We start from the raw sequence: 20,078 nt of genomic DNA, 5'->3' as shown, positions 1-20,078 counted from the left end.
AGATGAAAACTAGAGACCTATTGCCCTTAGTTGATGAAGTTGATCCATTCAAACACTATGGACGGGTCAAATGTGTCGTGGGGCTAATGATAGAATCTCAAGGCCCTGAAAGCTCTGTAGGTGATGTTTGTTATATCTATACAGGTATACAAAAAAAGAAAAATCGAATCTTAGCTGAAGTTGTCGGTTTCCGTGATGAAATGGTTATTTTAATGCCATTTACAGCAGTTAGTGATATTGCACCGGGTTGTATCGTGGAAGGGAGCGGACGGAGCCTTGAGATAAAGGTGGGAAGCGGGCTAATTGGCAAAGTAGTCGATCCATTGGGACATCCCATTGATGACTCACTGCTTCCAAAAGGTCTCGCGACAATTTCTGTGGATCAAGATCCGCCGAATCCGATGAAACGACCTCCCATTAATGAACCGATAGATGTAGGAGTTCGGGTGATTGATAGTTTATTAACAGTTGGAAAAGGACAGCGTGTTGGTATCTTTGCAGGGAGCGGTGTCGGGAAAAGCACGTTGCTTGGTATGGTAGCAAGGAATACGACGGCTGACTTAAACGTAATCGGTCTTATTGGAGAACGCGGCCGTGAAGTTCGAGAATTCATTGAGAAAGATCTTGGACCAGAAGGGCTGGCACGATCAATCGTTGTAGTGGCGACATCTGACCAGCCAGCGTTGATGAGGATAAAGGGTGCTTTGACGGCAACTGCCATCGCGGAGTATTTTCGTGATAAGGGATTGAATGTGATGCTGATGATGGATTCGGTCACGAGGGTTGCGATGGCCCAGAGGGAAATTGGGCTTGCTATCGGGGAACCGCCGACGACCAAAGGGTATACGCCATCCGTTTTTGCCATCCTTCCAAGGTTACTCGAAAGAACGGGAACAAATCAGTTGGGGACCATTACAGCTTTTTATACGGTACTAGTCGACGGTGATGATATGAATGAACCGATTGCTGATGCTGTCAGGGGAATTTTGGATGGTCACTTCATTCTAGACCGTAACTTGGCCAATAAAGGACAGTTTCCAGCGCTCAATATATTAAAGAGCATTAGTCGTGTCATGAACAATATTGTTGGTGACAAGCATAAAAATGCCGCAGAAAAATTGCGGGCAAGTTTATCAACCTATATGGAGTCGGAAGATTTGATTAATATAGGAGCTTATAAGAAGGGTTCTTCCAAACAAATTGATAACTCGATTACACGCTATCCGGAAATCATTTCATTTTTGAAGCAAGGAACCCATGAAAAAGCTTCCAAAGATAATAGTATCAACGCCCTTGTCGAATTGATGGAGAAAGGTGATTAATAATGATTTATCAATATAAATTCGAGAAGATCCTGACCATCAAAGAAAAAGAAAAAACCGATGCACTAGCTAAATATAATGCTGCTTTAAAAAAATTTGAAGAAGTGGCAGAAAAGTTATATAAGCTTTTAAAGAAAAAAGAAGAGTTGCTTGAGTTTCAACAGGAAAAGCTGCGAAATGGATTATCCGTTCAGGAAATTCGTCATCATCAGTTATTTATGGACAACTTGGAAAAACTCTTAAGCCACTGTCAACAGGAAGTCATTGAAGCGCGATATAAGATGAATAATCAACGGGATATATTAATGGAAAGAAATATTGAGGTTAAAAAGTACGAGAAATTGAAAGAAAATGGTTTTCTTAAATTCCTCGATGTCATTAAGGAAGCTGAAAACAAACAAATGGATGAAATATCTATCCGGCAATTCTTAAGCAAAGGCGTAAGGTGATGGAATGCGTAAAAAAAGTGAATCTAATGGATTGGAAGAATTGGAAGAAAGCAAGATAAGTAAGTTTCAATGGTTTCTTGTCATCTTCATTCCATTAATCTTTGCGGTAACTGTAGCGTTGATCGTTTTTACAGTTGCAGGGGTGAATGTAGTGGAAAAGGCAAAGGAAATGTCTGCGAAAATACCCTTCATTGAATCGGATCAAAAGGATGAAGAGAAGGGGAAGCCAGCCGAGAATGATGAGAAAGTTTCCATGAAACTCGAAAAATTAGAAACCGAGATTGAAAACAAGGAAAAAGAGATAGAAAAGCTTGAGGGCATCATTGATACACGTGACAAGGCCATTGCAAAGGCAGAAGCGGAAAAACAGCAGCTTCAAACAGAAATGAATCAATTTAGGGATAGTCAGAATAATAGTAAACAAGCTTTTAAAGATATAATCCGTACTTATGAAACTATGGCTCCCAAGAAGGCTGCACCTATCATTATGGAAATGAATGATGAAGATGCAGTGGAGATTCTCTCAAGTATGAAAGCAGTCACTTTAGCTAAGGTTTTGGAGCAAATGAATACGGCTGATGCTGCAAGGTTAACGAAGAAACTAACGGAACAAAGTTCTTAAGTGGAAAGAGTGAGAAGGTGAATATATGAATTCAGCGATTAATTCTTTACTTCCCTTGGCATCATTAGGTCTAAAGGTACCAGTTAAGCCAAATCAGCAAACTGATTCAGAGTTTGGTTCAGTCCTTCAATCAACCATTGGGACAGAACCTCCCATTCCATCGGATATAGGCGCCATCACCGAAGGACGAATGTCTGTAATAAAGGATTTGCTTGGTTTTTTGAAACTTGAAAGGCTAAGTGAAACAGGGGAAGAGAGAGTTGCTGAAGCCCCTTCTGTAAATCAACAAGACCACAACCTTATTTTACAGGTCCTAAAAAATGTAGGCGGAAATGATGAGGGTGCCCTTGATGATTTCTTTGGGAGCATCGAGGATCTGGATTTAGAACAAGAAGTGGATGACTTCAGCCTGAATCCACAAAGTTTGTTATCAGCCAATGTCATGGATCTGTATACCATCCTGAAAAAAATTACTGTTTTGAGCGAAGAAAAATGGCATGACCCCTCATTATCCGGTGTGGTGAATCTTTTGAAGCTGGTGAAAATTCAAGATCTTCTCTCGGAAAATAAGGATATGACCCTAGATGAAGCGGCCATCCAGAAACAAATGAAACACCTGCTTGAAGGGTTAACGGGAAAGTTGGAGAGATGGCTGTCCAATCAGTCAAAAGCAGAACCTGATCAATCCTACACTCTGGAGAAAGGGCAAACTAAAACATTAGAAACATTGAAAAGTGCATTCTCGCAATTATCCGGGAGTGACAAGGGAAATAAAGACGGGACAGTAAGCAGCGGTGTGACTTTGCAAAGTCCGGATAGTGGTAAACATCAAGGGACTGGTATGCCTTTTCTCATGACAAAGCTGGAGCAATTCGCCTTGGCAGCTCCCAAAGGTGAGCAAACTGTCAGTCAAGAAGAGTTTGTTAAACAATTTGAAAATATTTTGAGTAAGGCGAACTTTAGCGGAACTAACGGTGTAAATAAACTTTTGATCAGAGTGACTCCTGAACATTTAGGGTCCCTAAGAATCGAGTTGATTCAAAAGGATGGTATGCTGTCAGCCAAGATTATGGCCTCTACTGCTCAGGCCAAAGATATGCTGGAGAATCAGATTCATGGCTTAAAACAAGCCTTTAGCGGACAAAACATTCAAATTGAAAGAATTGAAATATCACAGGCCTTCAATGCTTTTAACTCTGAGAAATTCAGCCATAAAGATGCTGATGAACATAATGAACAACAGGAGAGTAAGGAAGAAAGCAATGATGAAACGGAAAGCGAGTTTACGGGATCCCTTGCCGATGCTCTGTTAAATCTGGAAGTGTAGGTGAAAAAATGACGACCATCGATACGTCACTATTATTATCAAAATCTCAAACTGAAAACAGAAAAACTGGGGATGCATTGGGAAAGGATGATTTCTTGAAATTGTTGCTTACCCAGCTTCAAAATCAAGATCCGTCAAGTCCGATGGACAATACGGAATTTATCGCCCAAATGGCCACTTTTTCTTCTCTCGAACAGATGATGAATATGGGAGTCCAAATGGAAGAAATTATCGGGATCAATCAACAAAATAGTTTAATGAACTATAACTCTTTTGTCGGTAAGGAAGTCACTTGGCACAAATTGGATGAAGGCGATGATGACCTTGCGATAGAAGAAGGGAAAGGCATCGTTAAATCGATCCAATATAAGGGTGATGGTGTTTATTTTCTTTTAGAAGATGGCACAAAGCTTGAACCCGCAAATATTTCAGCAATGAAACAACCAAGTTCCACGTCGAATAGCTTGACGGCGGCAAGTGAATTAATAGGCAAGCGTGTTTCCTGGATGGACGATAAAAATGGTGAGTCGTCTGCTGTCGTAATCTCGGTATCCATGAGTAATGGCAAGCTGGAAATTGAAGTGGATGATGAAAACAACACCAAGTTATCATCAGAGCAATTGATAAAAATCGCTGAAGCTTAAGGGACGGGAATATGAATGAACTTGGTTTTCAAGCAAATTCCGCTCAGCTTTTGCCACACCTCATTGGCTTAATGCTTTTGAAAGTCTTGCTGGATCATCTGCCTTTGCCTTAACGGTAATTTGGTTAGTAAGCAAGAAAAACAACAAGGTCATCACGGTCATGGACAGGGATGAAGCAACATCACAAATCTTCACGAACATCAATGGAACCATAATTTTAGATAAATAGGCTGGACCTGTAATAGGGAGTCTGGACTGTGGAATGACGGAAGCAGTCGATATATGAAAGGGGAGCTTTTACATGCTTCGTTCAATGTATTCGGGAATAAGCGGATTGAAAAACTTACAAACAAAATTGGATGTAATCGGTAATAACGTCGCCAATGTCAATACATATGGTTTCAAAAAAAGCCGTGTGACATTCAGCGATGCGATGAACCAAACGGTATCTGGTGCAAGTGCAGCAATAGCCAATAAAGGCGGAACCAATTCTAAACAAATTGGATTGGGCTCCACGATAGCTACAATCGATACGATCCATACACAGTCAAGCCTGCAAACCACCGGCCGCGATCTTGATTTAGGAATATCTGGTGATGGCTATTTTGTCGTCAAGCAAGGCGATTCTCTTTCATATACACGTGCAGGAAACTTTTATCTGGATGATAACGGTACACTTGTCAACGCGAATGGGTTGAAAGTACAGGCTTACAAGGTTGATGAAAACGGTAAACGATCAAAAACGATTGGCGACGTTGCTGTTAACGTCAATGCGATTTTACCTGCCATTGCCACTACTAAAATATCAGTAAGTGGAAATCTAGCTGCTGACGCAATTGATGGTACCGTATTTAGCCAGCAAATGAAAGTTGTGGATGAAAATGGTAAAGAACAAACGGCAAATATTTATTTTCAAAAAAACGGTGATGATAAATGGGAGCTTTTTGATGAAGAACCTGCTGCTTTGGGAGATACATCAACAACTAAACCAAAACCGTTCACTTCGGTGAATTTCGATGCAAATGGTCAGATAGTGGCAGCTGATAAAACCCAGTCAGGTCAAACCATTAACATTTCAAGCGGCAAAGAGGATGACTCGGATACAGCAGTTGATGAAAGCGTGCAAAAAGTTAATTTGGATTTTGATTTCTCGAACCTTACTCAAGTTAAAGGTTCCACTACAGCTCTTGTCAATCCAGATGGTAATAAAGAAGGAAAACTGGAAAGCTTTAATATTGGCGCATCAGGGGAAATAAATGGCGTTTATTCCAACGGTCTGATCACAACCTTAGGCCAACTGGCCGTCGCCAAGTTCTCCAATGCATCAGGCTTGACGAAAACGGGTGGTAACACTTTTCAGGAATCAATCAATTCAGGTACTGCAAACATCAATATCGCAGGTGAGGGGCGTGGTGTGATTGCATCAGGTTCATTGGAAATGTCCAATGTGGATTTATCCGAAGAGTTTACTGAAATGATCGTTGCACAACGTGGTTTCCAGTCGAACTCCAGGATCATCACGACGTCGGATGAAATTTTACAGGAATTGGTTAACTTAAAACGATAGGTTAAGGGAGGGAGGAGCCAGGTGCTTTTGCTCTGGCTCCTAAATATCATTATCAAAGTCACAAGGCTCAATGGAAAATGCTTTCATATCAATGCATTGTACATAGACACAGTCGAGTCATTGCCAGATACGACCATTACTTTTACAAATGGTAAGAAAATCGTTGTGCTAGAGAAGGAAGAGGAACTGGTTGGAGCTATTATACAATTTTACCGTACCGTTAATATTCTCGGTCTTCGTAAGGATGTGGAGGAAAGTTCATGAAAAAAAACCTAATGACTATTATGTTGATTATACTCGTGGCTATAACGCTTGTAGGTGTCATAGCGGTCGTGGTTGTGACAAAGTTATCTGATCCCACATCTGCCGAAGATAAACCTAGCATTGACGAAATTGTCAAATCATCCGTTGAGATTCCTGAAATTACTACGAATCTTGCCGGCAATGATTATATCAAAATCTCATTTATGTTCCAAACTGAAAGCAAAAAAGCGAAAGAAGAGTTGGAAAAAAGAAATTTTCAAGTGAAAAATATAATTATTACCGAACTATCCGAAATGAAAACGGAAGAGTTAACCGGTAAAAAAGGCAAGGAAAAGCTTCAAGAAGCTTTAAAAACTAGAATGAATGAATTAATGGAAGAAGGAAAAGTTGAAAAGGTTTATATTACTTCCTCGATTCTGCAATAAGAACATCCTTGCTTCATTAAATAAGAAGGGGAAGCTTTGGAGGTGAGTGTTAATGTCCGGGGAAATATTATCGCAAAATGAAATAGATGCACTGTTATCGGCCATTTCCACAGGTGAAATGGATGCAGATGATTTAAAAAAAGAAGAAGTAGAAAAAAGAGTGAAAGTTTACGACTTTAAAAGGGCGCTTCGGTTTTCAAAGGACCAAATCCGCAGTTTGACTAGAATACACGAGAACTTTGCGAGGCTGCTGACCACATACTTTTCTGCTCAACTTAGAACCTATGTCCAAATATCCGTTGCTTCGGCAGATCAAATACCATACGAAGAGTTTATCCGATCAATTCCAAAAATGACAATCATGAATGTTTTTGAGGTACCGCCCTTGGATGGCCGAATCATTCTTGAAGTCAACCCGAATATCGCCTATTCCATGATGGATCGTGTTTTGGGCGGGCGGGGCATAAGCGTGAATAAGGTAGATAGTTTAACCGAAATAGAAACGAAAATCATGTCGAATTTATTCGAGAAGGCTTTTGAAAATTTACAGGAGGCTTGGGGAACGATTGTTGAAATCGAACCGGTAATGACAGAGTTCGAGGTGAATCCACAATTTCTGCAACTGGTTTCACCCAACGATACTGTTGTGGTCATTTCCTTGAATACACAAATCGGAGAAACGAGCGGAATGATTAATGTTTGCATTCCTCACGTCGTATTGGAACCAATCATACCAAAGTTATCCGCTCATTATTGGATGGAAAATTCCCAAAAGGAAAAAATTCCAGAGGAAATCATGATTTTGGAAAAGCGTATCCGAAACGCAGATCTTCCCATTATTTCCGAACTTGGTTCTACGGATATCACCATCCACGACTTTTTGCTGCTTGATGTTGGCGATGTCATCGATTTGAATAAGGCAATCGATGAACCTTTGACGATTACAATTGGGGGGATCCCAAAATACAGTGGGCAGCCAGGAAAAGTAAGAAAAAAACACGCTATCCAGATTCTTGATATTTTGAAAGGGGGAGACGAAGATGGTAAGTGATGGAATGCTTTCACAAGACGAGATAGATGCCCTTTTAAAAGGTACAAGTGATATAGAGGATGAGGTGTTCCCTCTCTCGATTGACGATTATTTATCAATGATGGAACTCGACGCTCTCGGTGAAATTGGTAATATCTCCTTCGGAAGCTCGGCCACTGCCCTATCCACTTTGTTGAATCAGAAAGTGGATATCACCACCCCGACGGTTACTTTAATTGAAAGGGGACATATCGCGGAAGAATTCCCGCATCCGTATGTAGCGATTCAAGTGCAATATACAGAAGGTTTTTCAGGTATAAATATGCTGGTCATCAAGCAGAGCGATGCTGCTATCATTGCAGATTTGATGCTTGGCGGAGATGGGGAGAATCCTTCTGACCTGCTTGGGGAAATTCAATTGAGTGCTGTTCAGGAAGCAATGAACCAAATGATGGGTTCCGCTGCGACATCCATGTCGACCATTTTTAGTAAAAAAGTGGATATTTCTCCACCTAGCATAGACTTACTTAATTTTTTAAACGGTGTAGGTGAAAATGCGATACCTGACGAGGATTTATTTGCAAAAATCTCGTTCCGCCTCCGTGTCGGCAACTTAATTGATTCCAGTATTATGCAATTGTTACCATTAGAGTTTGCTAAAGGGTTAGTTTCTGAATTATTAAATGGGACGAGCGAAAGCGAACCTACCGATATTAAAACGCAAAAAGTACTAAGTGATCCAGTAACAAACATTCCAAATCAGGAGCCTGCATCATTCCAGGACACCAGGTCAGATCGATCGGCAAACGAAATTTATGGACAAAGCGGTCACCAAACCCAACCTGCGAACCAAATGCCGAATGTTCCACAACATTTTGGAGTTTCATCCGTACCAACAGGACAGCCGGTAAATGTTCAGCCTGCCAGTTTCACTAGTTTTCAGCCTTACCAGCTTCAGGAGTCTGAAACGAAAAATCTCAGCATGCTGATGGATATCCCTTTGCAAGTAACTGTGGAGCTTGGAAGAACGAAACGCTCCGTCAAGGATATTTTGGAGCTGTCCTCCGGATCGATCATTGAATTGGATAAATTAGCAGGAGAGCCAGTGGATATCCTGGTAAACAGCCGCTTGATAGCAAAAGGTGAGGTAGTGGTAATTGATGAAAACTTTGGGGTACGTGTTACGGATATCATGAGTCAAAGTGAACGATTAAATAAAATAAGATAATTTGGGGGACGAGAATAATGGCTAATAGAATTTTAATTGTGGACGATGCAGCATTTATGAGAATGATGATAAAGGATATCCTTTCTAAAAATGGTTTTGAAATAGTCGGGGAAGCAGCAGATGGCGCCCAAGCAGTGGAAAAATATAAAGAAACCCATCCGGATCTTGTAACGATGGATATTACAATGCCTGAAATGGATGGGATTACAGCGTTAAAGGAAATTAAAAAGGTAAATCCTCAAGCTAAGGTCATTATGTGTTCTGCGATGGGGCAGCAAGCCATGGTCATTGATGCGATCCAGGCGGGTGCAAAAGACTTTATCGTGAAGCCATTCCAGGCAGACCGGGTATTGGAAGCCATAAATAAAGCATTAAGTTAAGAGGGTGTCTTCATATTGTTTTTAATTAAAAAATGGCTTCAGGTCTTACTGTTGATAGCAGTATTCTTCTCTGGGGCCATACAGGCCCATGCGGAAGACCTTGATAAAACAGTGAAGGATGTTTATGAGCAGCCAGATGATTTAAAGGTGGATAAAGATGAATCAATAGACTCGAAATCTACCGAACAGGCTTCTAATCCTGACAAAGTGGGGATAACCGTTTGGGAGTTTCTGAGGATGATATTTGCTACTATTTTTGTTGTGGCCCTTCTATATATCCTATTGAAATTAATCAATAAAAAAAATAAATCGTATCAAAAGGCAAATTCAGTGGAGAATTTAGGCGGTACGGGCCTTGGGGCAAATCGTTCAGTCCAGCTTGTTAAAGTAGGCGGGCGAATATTGGTGATCGGAGTTGGCGAAAATATTCAGCTCTTGAAAGAAATAGATGATCCCGAGGAATATGAACAGCTTTTGAAAGATCACAACGATAAGATCGATCAAATGATCCAGCCTGGGGAATTTGCCATGAAGTTGAAAAATAAGTGGTTGAAGAAAAGCGAATCCGAAACTGCCAGTTTCTCTGCAGAGTTCAAAAATCAACTTGATCAAATGTCCGATAGCAGGAAAAGGCTGTTAAATGAGCTTGGTAGGAAAGGAAGAGACAATGAATGAATGAGTTCATGGAGTTTTTTAATAACAGTGATCCCACTAATGTCTCTACTTCCGTAAAACTTGTTCTTCTAATGACTGTCTTATCGCTGGCTCCAAGCATATTGATCTTGATGACCTGTTTTACAAGAATCATCATTGTCCTGAGCTTTGTGAGAACATCGCTAGCCACCCAGCAGATGCCGCCGAACCAGGTGCTGGTCGGCCTGGCACTTTTCATGACTTTCTTCATAATGGCACCGACTTTTCAGGAAGTGAATGAAAAGGCATTAACCCCGTTATTTAATGAAGAGATAGATTTAGAAGAGGCATATGTACAGGCCTCGATACCATTTAAGGAATTCATGAGTGCCCATACAAGGCAAAAGGATCTGGCGTTATTCTTGGAGTATGCCAAGGTGGATAAGCCGGAAACGATACAGGACATACCCTTGACTGCCTTTGTACCAGCTTTTGCTATCAGTGAAATCAAAACGGCTTTTCAAATAGGTTTTATGATTTTCATTCCATTTTTGGTTATCGATATGGTCGTTGCAAGTGTCCTGATGTCGATGGGGATGATGATGTTGCCCCCAGTCATGATTTCCCTGCCATTTAAAATCCTCCTTTTCATTCTTGTTGACGGATGGTATTTAGTAGTGAAGTCTTTATTACAGAGTTTTTAAGCAGGTGAGAGAATATGAGTGCAGAGCTTGTTATTGATATAGCAGAAAAAGGAATTTATATGGTATTGATCATCGCTGGTCCATTGATGGTAATCGCTCTTATTGTAGGACTGCTAGTAAGCATCTTTCAGGCGACTACACAGATTCAGGAACAAACCTTGGCATTTGTTCCAAAAATCGTCGCAGTCTTATTGGGACTCATTTTGTTGGCTCCATGGATGCTGAGCCACCTATTATCATATGCAAATGAAATATTCGGTAATCTGAATCGATTTGTAGGGTAGGGCATGGAGGAACTTTTTCCGCACTTTCCCGCCTTTTTATTAATTGTGGTACGGGTCACTACGTTTTTCGTGGCCATGCCGATTTTTTCGTACCGTTCAATACCGGTACAACATCGGGTAGGGCTTGGGATTTTCCTTGCCTGGATCATGTACTACACCATCGATGCTCCGGTTCTGGAAGTGGATGTAACATTTTATTTATTGATCATGAAGGAAGCGCTGGTTGGGCTTTTCATCGGGTTTGCAGCTTATATGATTTTATCAGCCGTTCAAATCGCTGGTGGATTGATTGATTTTCAAATGGGTTTTTCAATTGCGAATGTCATCGATCCCCAAACGGGGGCACAAAGCCCATTGATGGGACAATACCTTTATACAATCGCTTTATTATTCCTATTGAGTACCAACGGCCACCATTTGCTTTTGGATGGAATTTTTTATAGTTATCAGTTCATTCCGATTGACCAATTATTTGTACCATTCGGAGATCATACACTGATAGAATATTTGGCCAAAACTTTCAGCAAAGCTTTCATGATTGCTTTTCAAATGTCCATACCTGTAGTGGGAAGCATTTTTTTAGTGGATGTCACGTTAGGGATCCTTGCCAGGACGGTCCCTCAATTAAATGTGTTCGTTGTCGGGATTCCAGTGAAAATCATTGCCGGCTTAGCGGTTATCATACTGGTGATGGGGATGATGATGACAGTTGTCACACAACTCTTCAATTTCTTGCTTTTGACAATGCGTCAACTAATGCAGTTGATTGGAGGCGTTTGATATGGAGAGTTTTCAGCTGGATTTACAGTTTTTCGCTGGAGAGAAGACCGAAAAGGCGACTCCAAAAAAACGTCAGGATTCGAAGAAAAAAGGTCAGGTGGCAAAAAGTCAGGATGTAAATACCTCTGTGAATTTAATTGCGGTGTTTTCTGTGCTATTGCTTATGGGACCATACATGTATAATCATCTGCGCGGTCTCATGAAAGAATACCTGCAACATTTTACCTTGTCTGGATTCAGCGAGGAGAATATGCAAATTATCATGATTGAGGTTTTAAAGGAGATGGGCCTTATCCTAGGACCAGTTTTCGCAGCAGCGATAGTGGCTGGGATATTGGCTAATGTCATGCAAATCGGGTTTTTGTTTTCGACTGAATCCATTCAGTTCAAACTTGATAAATTGGATCCCATTAAAGGATTCAAACGTATTTTTTCAATGAGGGCCATTGTTGAATTATTGAAATCCATTCTTAAAATATCATTTGTTGGTTTTGTTGCCTTTTATGTACTATGGCAGCGCATGGACGAGATTATGATTTTATCACAGATTTCTGTGGAAGAAGCGATGGCAACATTGGCGGATATTACGATTAAAGTGGGATTTTATGCTGCCGTGGCTTTATTGTTCATTGCTCTATTAGACTATTTGTACCAAAAATATGACTTTGAAAAAAACATCCGGATGTCCAAACAGGATATTAAGGATGAATATAAAAATTCCGAAGGGGACCCGCTCATCAAATCCAAGATAAAGCAAAAGCAAAGGCAGATGGCCGCTCAAAGAATGATGCAGGAAATTCCCAATGCGGATGTCGTCATCACTAACCCGACGCATTTTGCTATTGCTTTAAAATATGATGAAGAAAAAGCTGAAGCTCCGTACGTAGTGGCGAAGGGCGTTGATTTTGTTGCTCAGAAAATTAAATTCATTGCTAAAGAAAACGATGTGGTCATGGTGGAAAATCGGCCTTTGGCCAGGTCTTTATATGATCAAGCTGAATTAGGCCAGGCGATACCTGAAGAGTTCTTTAAGGCGGTCGCTGAAATACTGGCCTTTGTATATAAAACCAAAGGTAAACTGTAAAGAAGTAATAGGGTAACCCGCTAGTTAGGAGAGAAGAAACATGCGAGCAAGGGATTTAGTTGTTATATCAAGCGTCATCATGATCGTTGCCATGTTGGTCATTCCATTGCCAACATGGTTGTTAAGTGTTTTACTCCTTTTAAATATCTCTCTTGCGTTGCTGGTTCTATTGACTACGATGAATATGAAAGAACCCCTCGAATTTTCAATCTTTCCTTCCTTGCTCCTTTTACTGACATTGTTCAGGCTGGGGTTGAATGTTTCGACGACTCGTGCCATTTTGACCTATGGTGATGCTGGAGGAGTTGTAGAAACCTTTGGGTCGTTTGTAGTCGGCGGTAACGTGCTTGTAGGATTAGTTGTATTCATCATTTTGGTCATTATCAATTTCATCGTCATCACGAAAGGCTCCGAACGGGTCTCGGAGGTAGCGGCAAGGTTTACGCTGGATGCGATGCCAGGTAAACAGATGGCCATAGATGCAGATTTAAATGCTGGGATGATCTCCGAAAACGAAGCACGTGCCAGAAGGGAAAAAATCAGTAACGAAGCAGACTTTTATGGATCCATGGATGGAGCGAGTAAGTTTGTTAAAGGGGACGCCATAGCTGGCATCATCATTGTCATCATTAACTTGATTTTCGGTATGATTATTGGCGTCATGCAATTGGATATGAGCTTTGGAGAAGCAGCCGTCCATTTTTCCATGTTATCGGTTGGAGACGGTATCGTGAGTCAGGTACCTGCTTTATTGATTTCTACAGCTACGGGTATTGTCGTAACCCGGGCAGCCTCGAACGGAAACCTCGGAGCGGATATTGTTGAACAGTTATTCCAATTTCCCAAAATGCTTTACCTGACAGCAGCAACCATTTTCCTTTTAGGGTTATTCACTCCCATTTCCGACTTATTCACGATTCCGATCGCTGCTTTATTAGTCGTTGGAGGGTATACAATTTCAAGGATACCAAAGCAGGACGAAAGTGAATTACAAGAAATGGAAGAAGTGCTGGAAACCGATGAAATGAAAAGTCCAGAAAGTGTCGTTAACCTTTTAAGTATCGACCCGATCGAATTTGAGTTTGGATATGGATTGATTCCGCTTGCGGATGCCAATCAAGGGGGAGACCTGCTGGACCGGGTTGTCATGATCCGCAGGCAGCTTGCAATTGAATTGGGGCTCGTGATCCCTGTCGTCAGAATACGTGACAACATTCAGTTGAATCCCAATGAGTATAGGCTGAAGATTAAAGGAAGTGTCATGGCCAAGGGGGAATTGCTCCTTAATCATTTCTTGGCAATGAGTCCAGGGATGGAGGATGATTCAATAGAGGGAATCGATACGATAGAACCGTCTTTCGGTTTACCGGCCAAGTGGATCACGGATGATATGAAAGAACATGCCGAGATGTTGGGTTATACAGTTGTGGACCCGCCAAGTGTTGTATCCACTCACTTGACGGAAGTCATAAAGGCCAATGCGCATGAATTATTGGGCAGGCAGGAAACGAAACAATTGATCGATCATCTCCACGAATCGGCACCTATACTAGTAGAGGAAGTCACTCCGAATCCCTTGTCCATAGGAGATGTACAAAAGGTATTGGCAAAATTATTGAAGGAAAAAGTTTCAATAAGGAACTTACCGATCATTTTCGAAACACTTGCTGATTATGGCAAGCTATCGACTGACACAGATTTGCTTACTGAATATGTAAGGCAGAATTTAGCCAGACAAATAACGAATTCTTTTATTTCGGATGAAAATAGAATTAAAGTCATAACATTATCGGGGAAAGTGGAAAAGACCATCGCGGATGGTGTACAGCAAACCGAACATGGTAATTTTTTATCATTGGATCCAACTATATCGCAATCCATATTGGAGGCAATTGCAGCCAAATTGGAAGAGCTGACCCTAATGGATCATCAACCGATCTTACTCTGCTCTCCAGCAGTAAGGATGTATGCCCGGCAATTAACTGAACGTTATTTTCCTCATGTACCGATTCTTTCATACAATGAACTCGAATCCAATGTAGAAGTACAAAGTGTAGGGGTGGTGAATTTCGATTGAAGGTAAAGAAATATTTGGCACAATCAATGAACGAGGCAATAAAGCGAATAAGGGAGGAACTAGGCAGTGATGCGGTAATCTTAAGTTCAAAGGCTGTATATACTGGTGGTTTCTTAGGATTATTCAAAAAGAGGAATATTGAGGTCATTGCAGCCATAGACCCCGTGTCCCAGCCTGTCCAAACCGTAACCAAACAAAAATCGAAGAAGTTGCCATCAAAGCTGGAAGTGGCAAGTGATGCCTCTGAACCTAATGAAGGCAATAGGGAAAGTGCTGTCTTAGTAAAAGAAATCGAAGGTTTGAAAGATATGATAAAGAGTTTGCAAATCTATTCACCTGATAGAAAATATCCGGGGAAACTGCAGAAAATCCACGAATACCTAACCGAGCAGGAAGTGGATATATCACTTCGGTGCCAAATCATGGATGAACTACTTGAAAAATGGTTCGTTTTTAAACAGCAATCCACTGATGAAGAGGTTCAAGTTTGGTTGGAAGAAGCCATGTTCGCGATTTTGGAAAAGGTCGAAAATGGAAAAAACAGGCTGCAAAAAAAGTATATTAATATTGTTGGCCCAACAGGTGTGGGAAAGACAACGACTCTGGCAAAAGTAGCTGCGGAAACCATGTTGAAGCATGATAAAAAGGTGGCTTTCATTACGACGGATACGTACAGGATCGCCGCAATAGATCAACTTAAGACATATGCCAAGATTCTAAACGTTCCCATTGAAGTCGCTTATAATCTGGAAGACTTCAAAAGGGCGGCTGAACGTTTCTCCCATTATGATTTTGTTTTTATTGATACGGCAGGAAGGAATTTCCGTAACCCGCAATATGTTAAGGATCTTAATGAAATCATCCATTTTACAGATGAGATGGAAACCTATTTAGTGTTGTCATTGACTTCTAAACAAAAGGATATGGAAGATATTTATCGACAGTTTGCTACCATACCGATTAAACAGGTCATTTTTACAAAAGCGGACGAAACCTCCACTTTCGGGCCGATATTCAATTTTATACACACTCATAAATTGGGAGCGGCCTATATAACAGATGGACAGAATGTGCCAGACGATATTGAAATAGCTACATCATCACAGCTATTGAAAATGGCTTTCGGGGCTAAAAAATATGAAAGATCAAGCTGAGAATTTACGAAAAAGATTGGAAGCTCGCCAAAATAAATTAATCGCCAAAACGATTGCCGTTTTAAGCGGTAAAGGTGGAGTGGGAAAATCAAACTTTACTTTGAATTTTTCCATTGCCTTATCCCAAAGAGCCAAAAAGGTACTGTTGTTCGACATGGATATCGGTATGGGGAATATTGATATTTTGATAGGTGAACACTCTCCCTGCAGTATTATTGATTTTTTTGAAAAAGATTGTAGTTTGAAGGATATCATCATGCCAGGACCGGGAAATATTTCAATCATTACAGGTGGAACAGGGTTGACGGATCTCTTTTCACTTGATGAAGATAAGTATACCCGTTTTAATGAAGAATTCAGTTTATTGTTGGCGAATTACGATTATATCTTATTTGATATGGGGGCAGGCATCACTAAGGATTCCATGAAATTCCTGTTATGTGTGGATGAATTAGTCGTTATCACGACGCCTGAACCTACTTCTATCATGGATGCATATTCCGCAATGAAATATATCCATTCAGTAAATAAAGAGATTCCATTGTTCCTAGTTTGCAATCGGGTTTTCACGAGTAAGGACGGCAAAGAAACGATTAAGCGGCTCCAAAATGCACTAGTGAAATTTTTGGGACTGGAAACTGTAGCTCTAGGGTACTTGCCAGATGATAGAACCGTTCCCAAGTCTGTTACCAAACAAATGCCCTTTCTCCTTTTCGATTCTGAAGCCGATGTATCCAAAGCCATTGTGGACATTGCTTCGAGATATGCAAATCATTCATTTGGGGAAGAATTGACTTTGCAAAAAAGCCATTTCCTCCAAAATATGAAGAGATATTTTTTTGGAAAGTAGGTCTCCTTATATGGGTAAAGTAAAAGTGCTGATAGTGGACGATTCTGCGTTTATGAGAAAGTTAATTTCAGAGTTTTTAGCAGAAGATAGCAGGGTGGAAGTCATCGGGACTGCCAGGAATGCAAGAGATGCCATTGACAAAATAAAGGCTTTAAAACCCGATGTCGTGACTTTGGATGTGGAAATGCCGATTATGGACGGATTGGAAGCATTAAACCGGATAATGAATGAATGTCCAACCGCTGTAGTCATGTTATCAAGCACCACGAAAAAAGGAACGGAAAATACATTTGCCGCCATGAACAGTGGAGCCTTTGACTTTGTGGCTAAACCTTCGGGAGCCATTTCATTGGATTTACATAAAATCAAGAAAGAACTCCATGAAAAAGTTATGGCTGCCAGCAGGGCAAATGTTCACAAACTAGAAAAAAATGCGAAAAATATTGAAAGAAGCTCATCCGTTTGGGAAAAATATAGTAAAATAGATTCAACTGAATTGTCAAAAAACGAAAAAAACCAAAAAAAATGGTCCTATGGATACAAGAAGATAATAGTCATCGGTACATCAACGGGAGGCCCGAGAGCTCTGCAGACTGTCTTGACAGAACTCCCAGAAGAAATTGATGCACCCATACTCATTGTCCAGCATATGCCCCCCGGTTTCACAAAATCCTTGGCAACACGCCTGAATTCATTATGCAAGATTAAAGTGAAGGAAGCTGAAGAGGGAGAACTGATTCAAAAAGGTGTCGCTTACATCGCACCTGGAGGTTTTCACTTGAAAGTGAGGAAGGTAGGGATGAGCTGGGCAATCCTTTTGGATCAATCCGAAGTGCGTCATGGACATCGCCCGTCGGTTGATGTGCTATTTGAATCGGTAAGTGAAATGAATGATTCTGCGAAAATAGCCGTTATCATGACCGGGATGGGGATGGACGGGTCGAGGGGGCTTACCAATCTTAAACAAAAGGGTCCTTTAAAAGCGATAGCCGAATCACAGGAGACATCAATCGTTTTTGGTATGCCTAAGGCGGCAATCAATACCAAGTTAATAGATAGCATAGAGGATGTAGAAAAAATAGCTAAAGCGATAATAAGCTATTGTTAACACGTGGAGGTGTGAGATTGTATGGATATGAATCAATATTTAGAGGTATTTATAGAAGAAAGTAAAGAACATCTTCAAACGTGCAGCGAACAGTTGCTGGTACTCGAAAAGAACCCGGAAGACCTCTCGATCGTAAACGAAATCTTTCGTTCCGCCCATACCTTAAAAGGGATGTCGGCAACTATGGGATATGAGGATCTAGCCAATTTAACTCATAAAATGGAGAATGTGCTGGATGCGATCCGAAACAGTCAAATCGCCCTTTCGCCTGAATTGTTTGATGTGATATTTTTAGCGGTTGATGATTTAGAAGCAATGGTCATGTCCATTGCTGAAGGTGGAGATGGAAAAAGAAATGTGAAGGATGTTGTCCATCAGCTGGAAATGATTGAAAAAGGGGAGTCGCCCTTTTCTTCCACCATTGCAGAGATTGCAGCAGCTTCTGCCATCCTAGAAAAGAAGGAAATGTTTGCGGGAGAGTACGATGAATTTGAATGGACAGTACTTCAACAGTCCAAAGATCAAGGCTTTAACAGCTTCGAAATTTCGATAGGGTTGCGTGAGGACTGTCTTTTAAAAGCTGCCAGGGTGTTTATGGTTTTCGAAGTGCTTGAAAAGTCAGGTGAAGTAATCAAGTCACACCCACCCGTCGAACTTTTGGAAGAAGAGCAATTCGATCGGCAATTTATGGTCACGATGGTAACAACAGAATCGGGTGAAGAGATAAAGAAAAAAATCATGAAGGTTACCGAAGTGGATCAAGTTGTTGTAAATGCACTTGATCTAGAAAGCATGCTGCATGCAGCCAATTCTAACGAGGATAAAGTTACTGAAATTCTAAAACAAGAGTCAAATAATGCCTTGCTTCCAACTGATAACGATGATAAGAAAAAACAGGCACCCGTTAAGCCGGCATCAAGCAAGACCATTCGGGTGAACATTGAGCGGCTTGATATATTAATGAACTTATTCGAGGAACTAGTAATCGATAGAGGCAGACTTGATCAAATTTCCAGCGATTTGGATAATCAAGAGTTGCATGAAACAGTAGAAAGAATGTCCCGTATAACAAGTGATTTACAAACAATCGTATTGAATATGCGGATGGTGCCCGTGGAAACTGTATTCAATCGTTTTCCTAAAATGGTTCGTCAATTGGCAAGGGATTTAAACAAGAAAGTCAATTTGGAAATCAACGGTGCCGAAACGGAACTTGATCGTACAGTCATTGATGAAATCGGTGATCCTATCGTCCATTTAATAAGAAACGCCATGGATCATGGAATTGAAACAACTGAAGAACGTTTGGCGAAAGGAAAGAATGAAGAAGGTAAAATCCTGTTAAAAGCATATCACAGCGGTAATCATGTTTTCATTGAAATCGAGGATGACGGCGCAGGCATCAATAAAGATAGAGTCTTGAACAAGGCCCTATCCAATGGAATATTAACTAAGGAAACTGCCGCCACCCTAACGGATAAGCAAATCTATGAATTGATATTCGCTTCTGGTTTTTCGACAGCGGAAACCATTTCAGATGTATCGGGACGGGGTGTGGGGCTGGATGTGGTTAAAAATACTATTGAGTCCCTCGGTGGATCTGTCACGATTGATTCCAAAGAGAATGAAGGATCCATCTTCCTTATTCAACTTCCGCTTACATTGTCCATTATTTCTGTCATGCTGGTTGCAATCCAAAACGAAAAATATGCCATACCGCTTTCTTCCATTATTGAAACAGTAATCATAAAAAAAGCAGATATCATGAATGCCCATAATCAACAAGTTATTGACTACAGGGGGAAGGTTCTACCGCTTCTGTTCTTGAAAGATATATTCGAAGTGCCTATCAGTCAGGAAGAAGAAGAGTCCCTCTCTGTGGTCATTGTAAGAAAAGGCGATAAATTAGCTGGATTAGTCGTTGATTCATTTATCGGGCAGCTGGAAATCGTTCTGAAGTCACTAGGTAATTATTTAACTAGTGCATTTGCAATATCGGGGGCAACGATACTTGGTGATGGTCAAGTTGCTTTAATCATAGATTGCAACACATTGATTCATTGAATGATAGATAAATGGGGCAGGGTCATGGGACGTTGGTTCGACCGTGCCGATTCGTATTTCGTCAAGGCTTCACAATCATCAT

General features: G+C 40.8%; 21 protein-coding genes and 1 pseudogene. All 22 read left to right on the top strand.

The annotated features are described in order from the left end of the window. Window positions 1-2: 2 nt before the first annotated feature. The 22 genes and pseudogenes from fliI (at window position 3) to FNK51_RS00865 (ending at window position 19,996) form a co-directional block, all read left to right on the top strand. Window positions 3-1,322: a flagellar protein export ATPase FliI gene (fliI, locus tag FNK51_RS00970; RefSeq protein ID WP_141992177.1), complete on the top strand. Its 1,320-nt coding sequence runs from the start codon at window positions 3-5 to the stop codon at window positions 1,320-1,322. 2 nt (window positions 1,323-1,324) lie between these two features. Beyond that, the gene (gene fliJ / locus FNK51_RS00965) at window positions 1,325-1,771 is read left to right on the top strand and encodes a flagellar export protein FliJ (RefSeq protein WP_141992176.1); all 447 of its coding nucleotides are present in this window, start codon (window positions 1,325-1,327) and stop codon (window positions 1,769-1,771) included. Between the two features lie 4 nt (window positions 1,772-1,775). Continuing rightward, window positions 1,776-2,393, top strand: coding sequence for a MotE family protein (locus tag FNK51_RS00960; protein ID WP_141992175.1), 618 nt, complete (start codon window positions 1,776-1,778; stop codon window positions 2,391-2,393). Window positions 2,394-2,418: 25 nt separating this feature from the next. Beyond that, complete coding sequence (locus FNK51_RS00955; RefSeq protein WP_141992174.1) at window positions 2,419-3,720, top strand: flagellar hook-length control protein FliK; 1,302 nt, start codon at window positions 2,419-2,421, stop codon at window positions 3,718-3,720. 8 nt (window positions 3,721-3,728) lie between these two features. Continuing rightward, complete coding sequence (gene flgD, locus FNK51_RS00950) at window positions 3,729-4,364, top strand: flagellar hook assembly protein FlgD (RefSeq protein ID WP_141992173.1); 636 nt, start codon at window positions 3,729-3,731, stop codon at window positions 4,362-4,364. Between the two features lie 124 nt (window positions 4,365-4,488). After that, a pseudogene (locus FNK51_RS00945) lies at window positions 4,489-4,593 on the top strand (TIGR02530 family flagellar biosynthesis protein); the annotation flags it as partial. 72 nt (window positions 4,594-4,665) lie between these two features. Continuing rightward, entirely contained in the window at window positions 4,666-5,931 is a 1,266-nt protein-coding gene (locus FNK51_RS00940; RefSeq protein ID WP_141992172.1) for a flagellar hook protein FlgE, read from the top strand. Between the two features lie 48 nt (window positions 5,932-5,979). Then, window positions 5,980-6,195: a flagellar FlbD family protein gene (locus FNK51_RS00935; protein ID WP_098371378.1), complete on the top strand. Its 216-nt coding sequence runs from the start codon at window positions 5,980-5,982 to the stop codon at window positions 6,193-6,195. Next, window positions 6,192-6,620, top strand: a complete 429-nt coding sequence (gene fliL, locus FNK51_RS00930) for a flagellar basal body-associated protein FliL (protein ID WP_141992171.1) — start codon at window positions 6,192-6,194, stop codon at window positions 6,618-6,620. The genes FNK51_RS00935 and fliL overlap by 4 nt, the downstream gene beginning before the upstream one ends. A 52-nt stretch (window positions 6,621-6,672) precedes the next feature. Further along, window positions 6,673-7,671, top strand: coding sequence for a flagellar motor switch protein FliM (fliM, locus tag FNK51_RS00925; RefSeq protein WP_141992170.1), 999 nt, complete (start codon window positions 6,673-6,675; stop codon window positions 7,669-7,671). Continuing rightward, window positions 7,661-8,878: a flagellar motor switch phosphatase FliY gene (gene fliY, locus FNK51_RS00920; RefSeq protein WP_141992169.1), complete on the top strand. Its 1,218-nt coding sequence runs from the start codon at window positions 7,661-7,663 to the stop codon at window positions 8,876-8,878. The genes fliM and fliY overlap by 11 nt, the downstream gene beginning before the upstream one ends. Before the next feature lie 17 nt (window positions 8,879-8,895). Then, on the top strand, window positions 8,896-9,258 hold the full coding sequence (locus tag FNK51_RS00915) for a chemotaxis protein CheY (RefSeq protein WP_063231856.1): 363 nt from the start codon (window positions 8,896-8,898) through the stop codon (window positions 9,256-9,258). A gap of 15 nt (window positions 9,259-9,273) precedes the next feature. Next, window positions 9,274-9,933, top strand: a complete 660-nt coding sequence (locus tag FNK51_RS00910; RefSeq protein WP_141992168.1) for a flagellar biosynthetic protein FliO — start codon at window positions 9,274-9,276, stop codon at window positions 9,931-9,933. After that, on the top strand, window positions 9,930-10,595 hold the full coding sequence (fliP, locus tag FNK51_RS00905) for a flagellar type III secretion system pore protein FliP (RefSeq protein WP_063231854.1): 666 nt from the start codon (window positions 9,930-9,932) through the stop codon (window positions 10,593-10,595). Before FNK51_RS00910 ends, fliP begins: the two co-directional genes overlap by 4 nt. A gap of 14 nt (window positions 10,596-10,609) precedes the next feature. Beyond that, window positions 10,610-10,879, top strand: a complete 270-nt coding sequence (gene fliQ, locus FNK51_RS00900) for a flagellar biosynthesis protein FliQ (RefSeq protein WP_141992167.1) — start codon at window positions 10,610-10,612, stop codon at window positions 10,877-10,879. Between the two features lie 3 nt (window positions 10,880-10,882). Continuing rightward, a complete protein-coding gene (gene fliR / locus FNK51_RS00895) occupies window positions 10,883-11,659 on the top strand; it encodes a flagellar biosynthetic protein FliR (protein WP_141992166.1) in 777 nt (258 codons plus the stop codon). 1 nt (window position 11,660) lies between these two features. Continuing rightward, window positions 11,661-12,743: a flagellar biosynthesis protein FlhB gene (gene flhB, locus FNK51_RS00890; protein ID WP_098371006.1), complete on the top strand. Its 1,083-nt coding sequence runs from the start codon at window positions 11,661-11,663 to the stop codon at window positions 12,741-12,743. A 40-nt stretch (window positions 12,744-12,783) separates the two neighbouring features. Then, window positions 12,784-14,820, top strand: a complete 2,037-nt coding sequence (flhA, locus tag FNK51_RS00885) for a flagellar biosynthesis protein FlhA (protein WP_141992165.1) — start codon at window positions 12,784-12,786, stop codon at window positions 14,818-14,820. Next, entirely contained in the window at window positions 14,817-15,974 is a 1,158-nt protein-coding gene (gene flhF, locus FNK51_RS00880; RefSeq protein ID WP_141992164.1) for a flagellar biosynthesis GTPase FlhF, read from the top strand. Before flhA ends, flhF begins: the two co-directional genes overlap by 4 nt. Further along, the gene (locus FNK51_RS00875) at window positions 15,958-16,824 is read left to right on the top strand and encodes a MinD/ParA family protein (protein WP_141992163.1); all 867 of its coding nucleotides are present in this window, start codon (window positions 15,958-15,960) and stop codon (window positions 16,822-16,824) included. Before flhF ends, FNK51_RS00875 begins: the two co-directional genes overlap by 17 nt. A 10-nt stretch (window positions 16,825-16,834) precedes the next feature. After that, window positions 16,835-17,932: a protein-glutamate methylesterase/protein-glutamine glutaminase gene (locus FNK51_RS00870; RefSeq protein WP_141992162.1), complete on the top strand. Its 1,098-nt coding sequence runs from the start codon at window positions 16,835-16,837 to the stop codon at window positions 17,930-17,932. 21 nt (window positions 17,933-17,953) lie between these two features. Next, a complete protein-coding gene (locus FNK51_RS00865; RefSeq protein WP_141992161.1) occupies window positions 17,954-19,996 on the top strand; it encodes a chemotaxis protein CheA in 2,043 nt (680 codons plus the stop codon). Window positions 19,997-20,078: the final 82 nt, after the last annotated feature.

The sequence above is a fragment of the Bacillus sp. B4EP4a genome, assembly GCF_006680105.1.
Lineage (GTDB): Bacteria > Bacillota > Bacilli > Bacillales > DSM-1321 > Peribacillus > Peribacillus simplex_E.
Note: the sequence above shows the minus strand (reverse complement) of the source record. Positions and strands in the feature narration are given on the sequence as shown.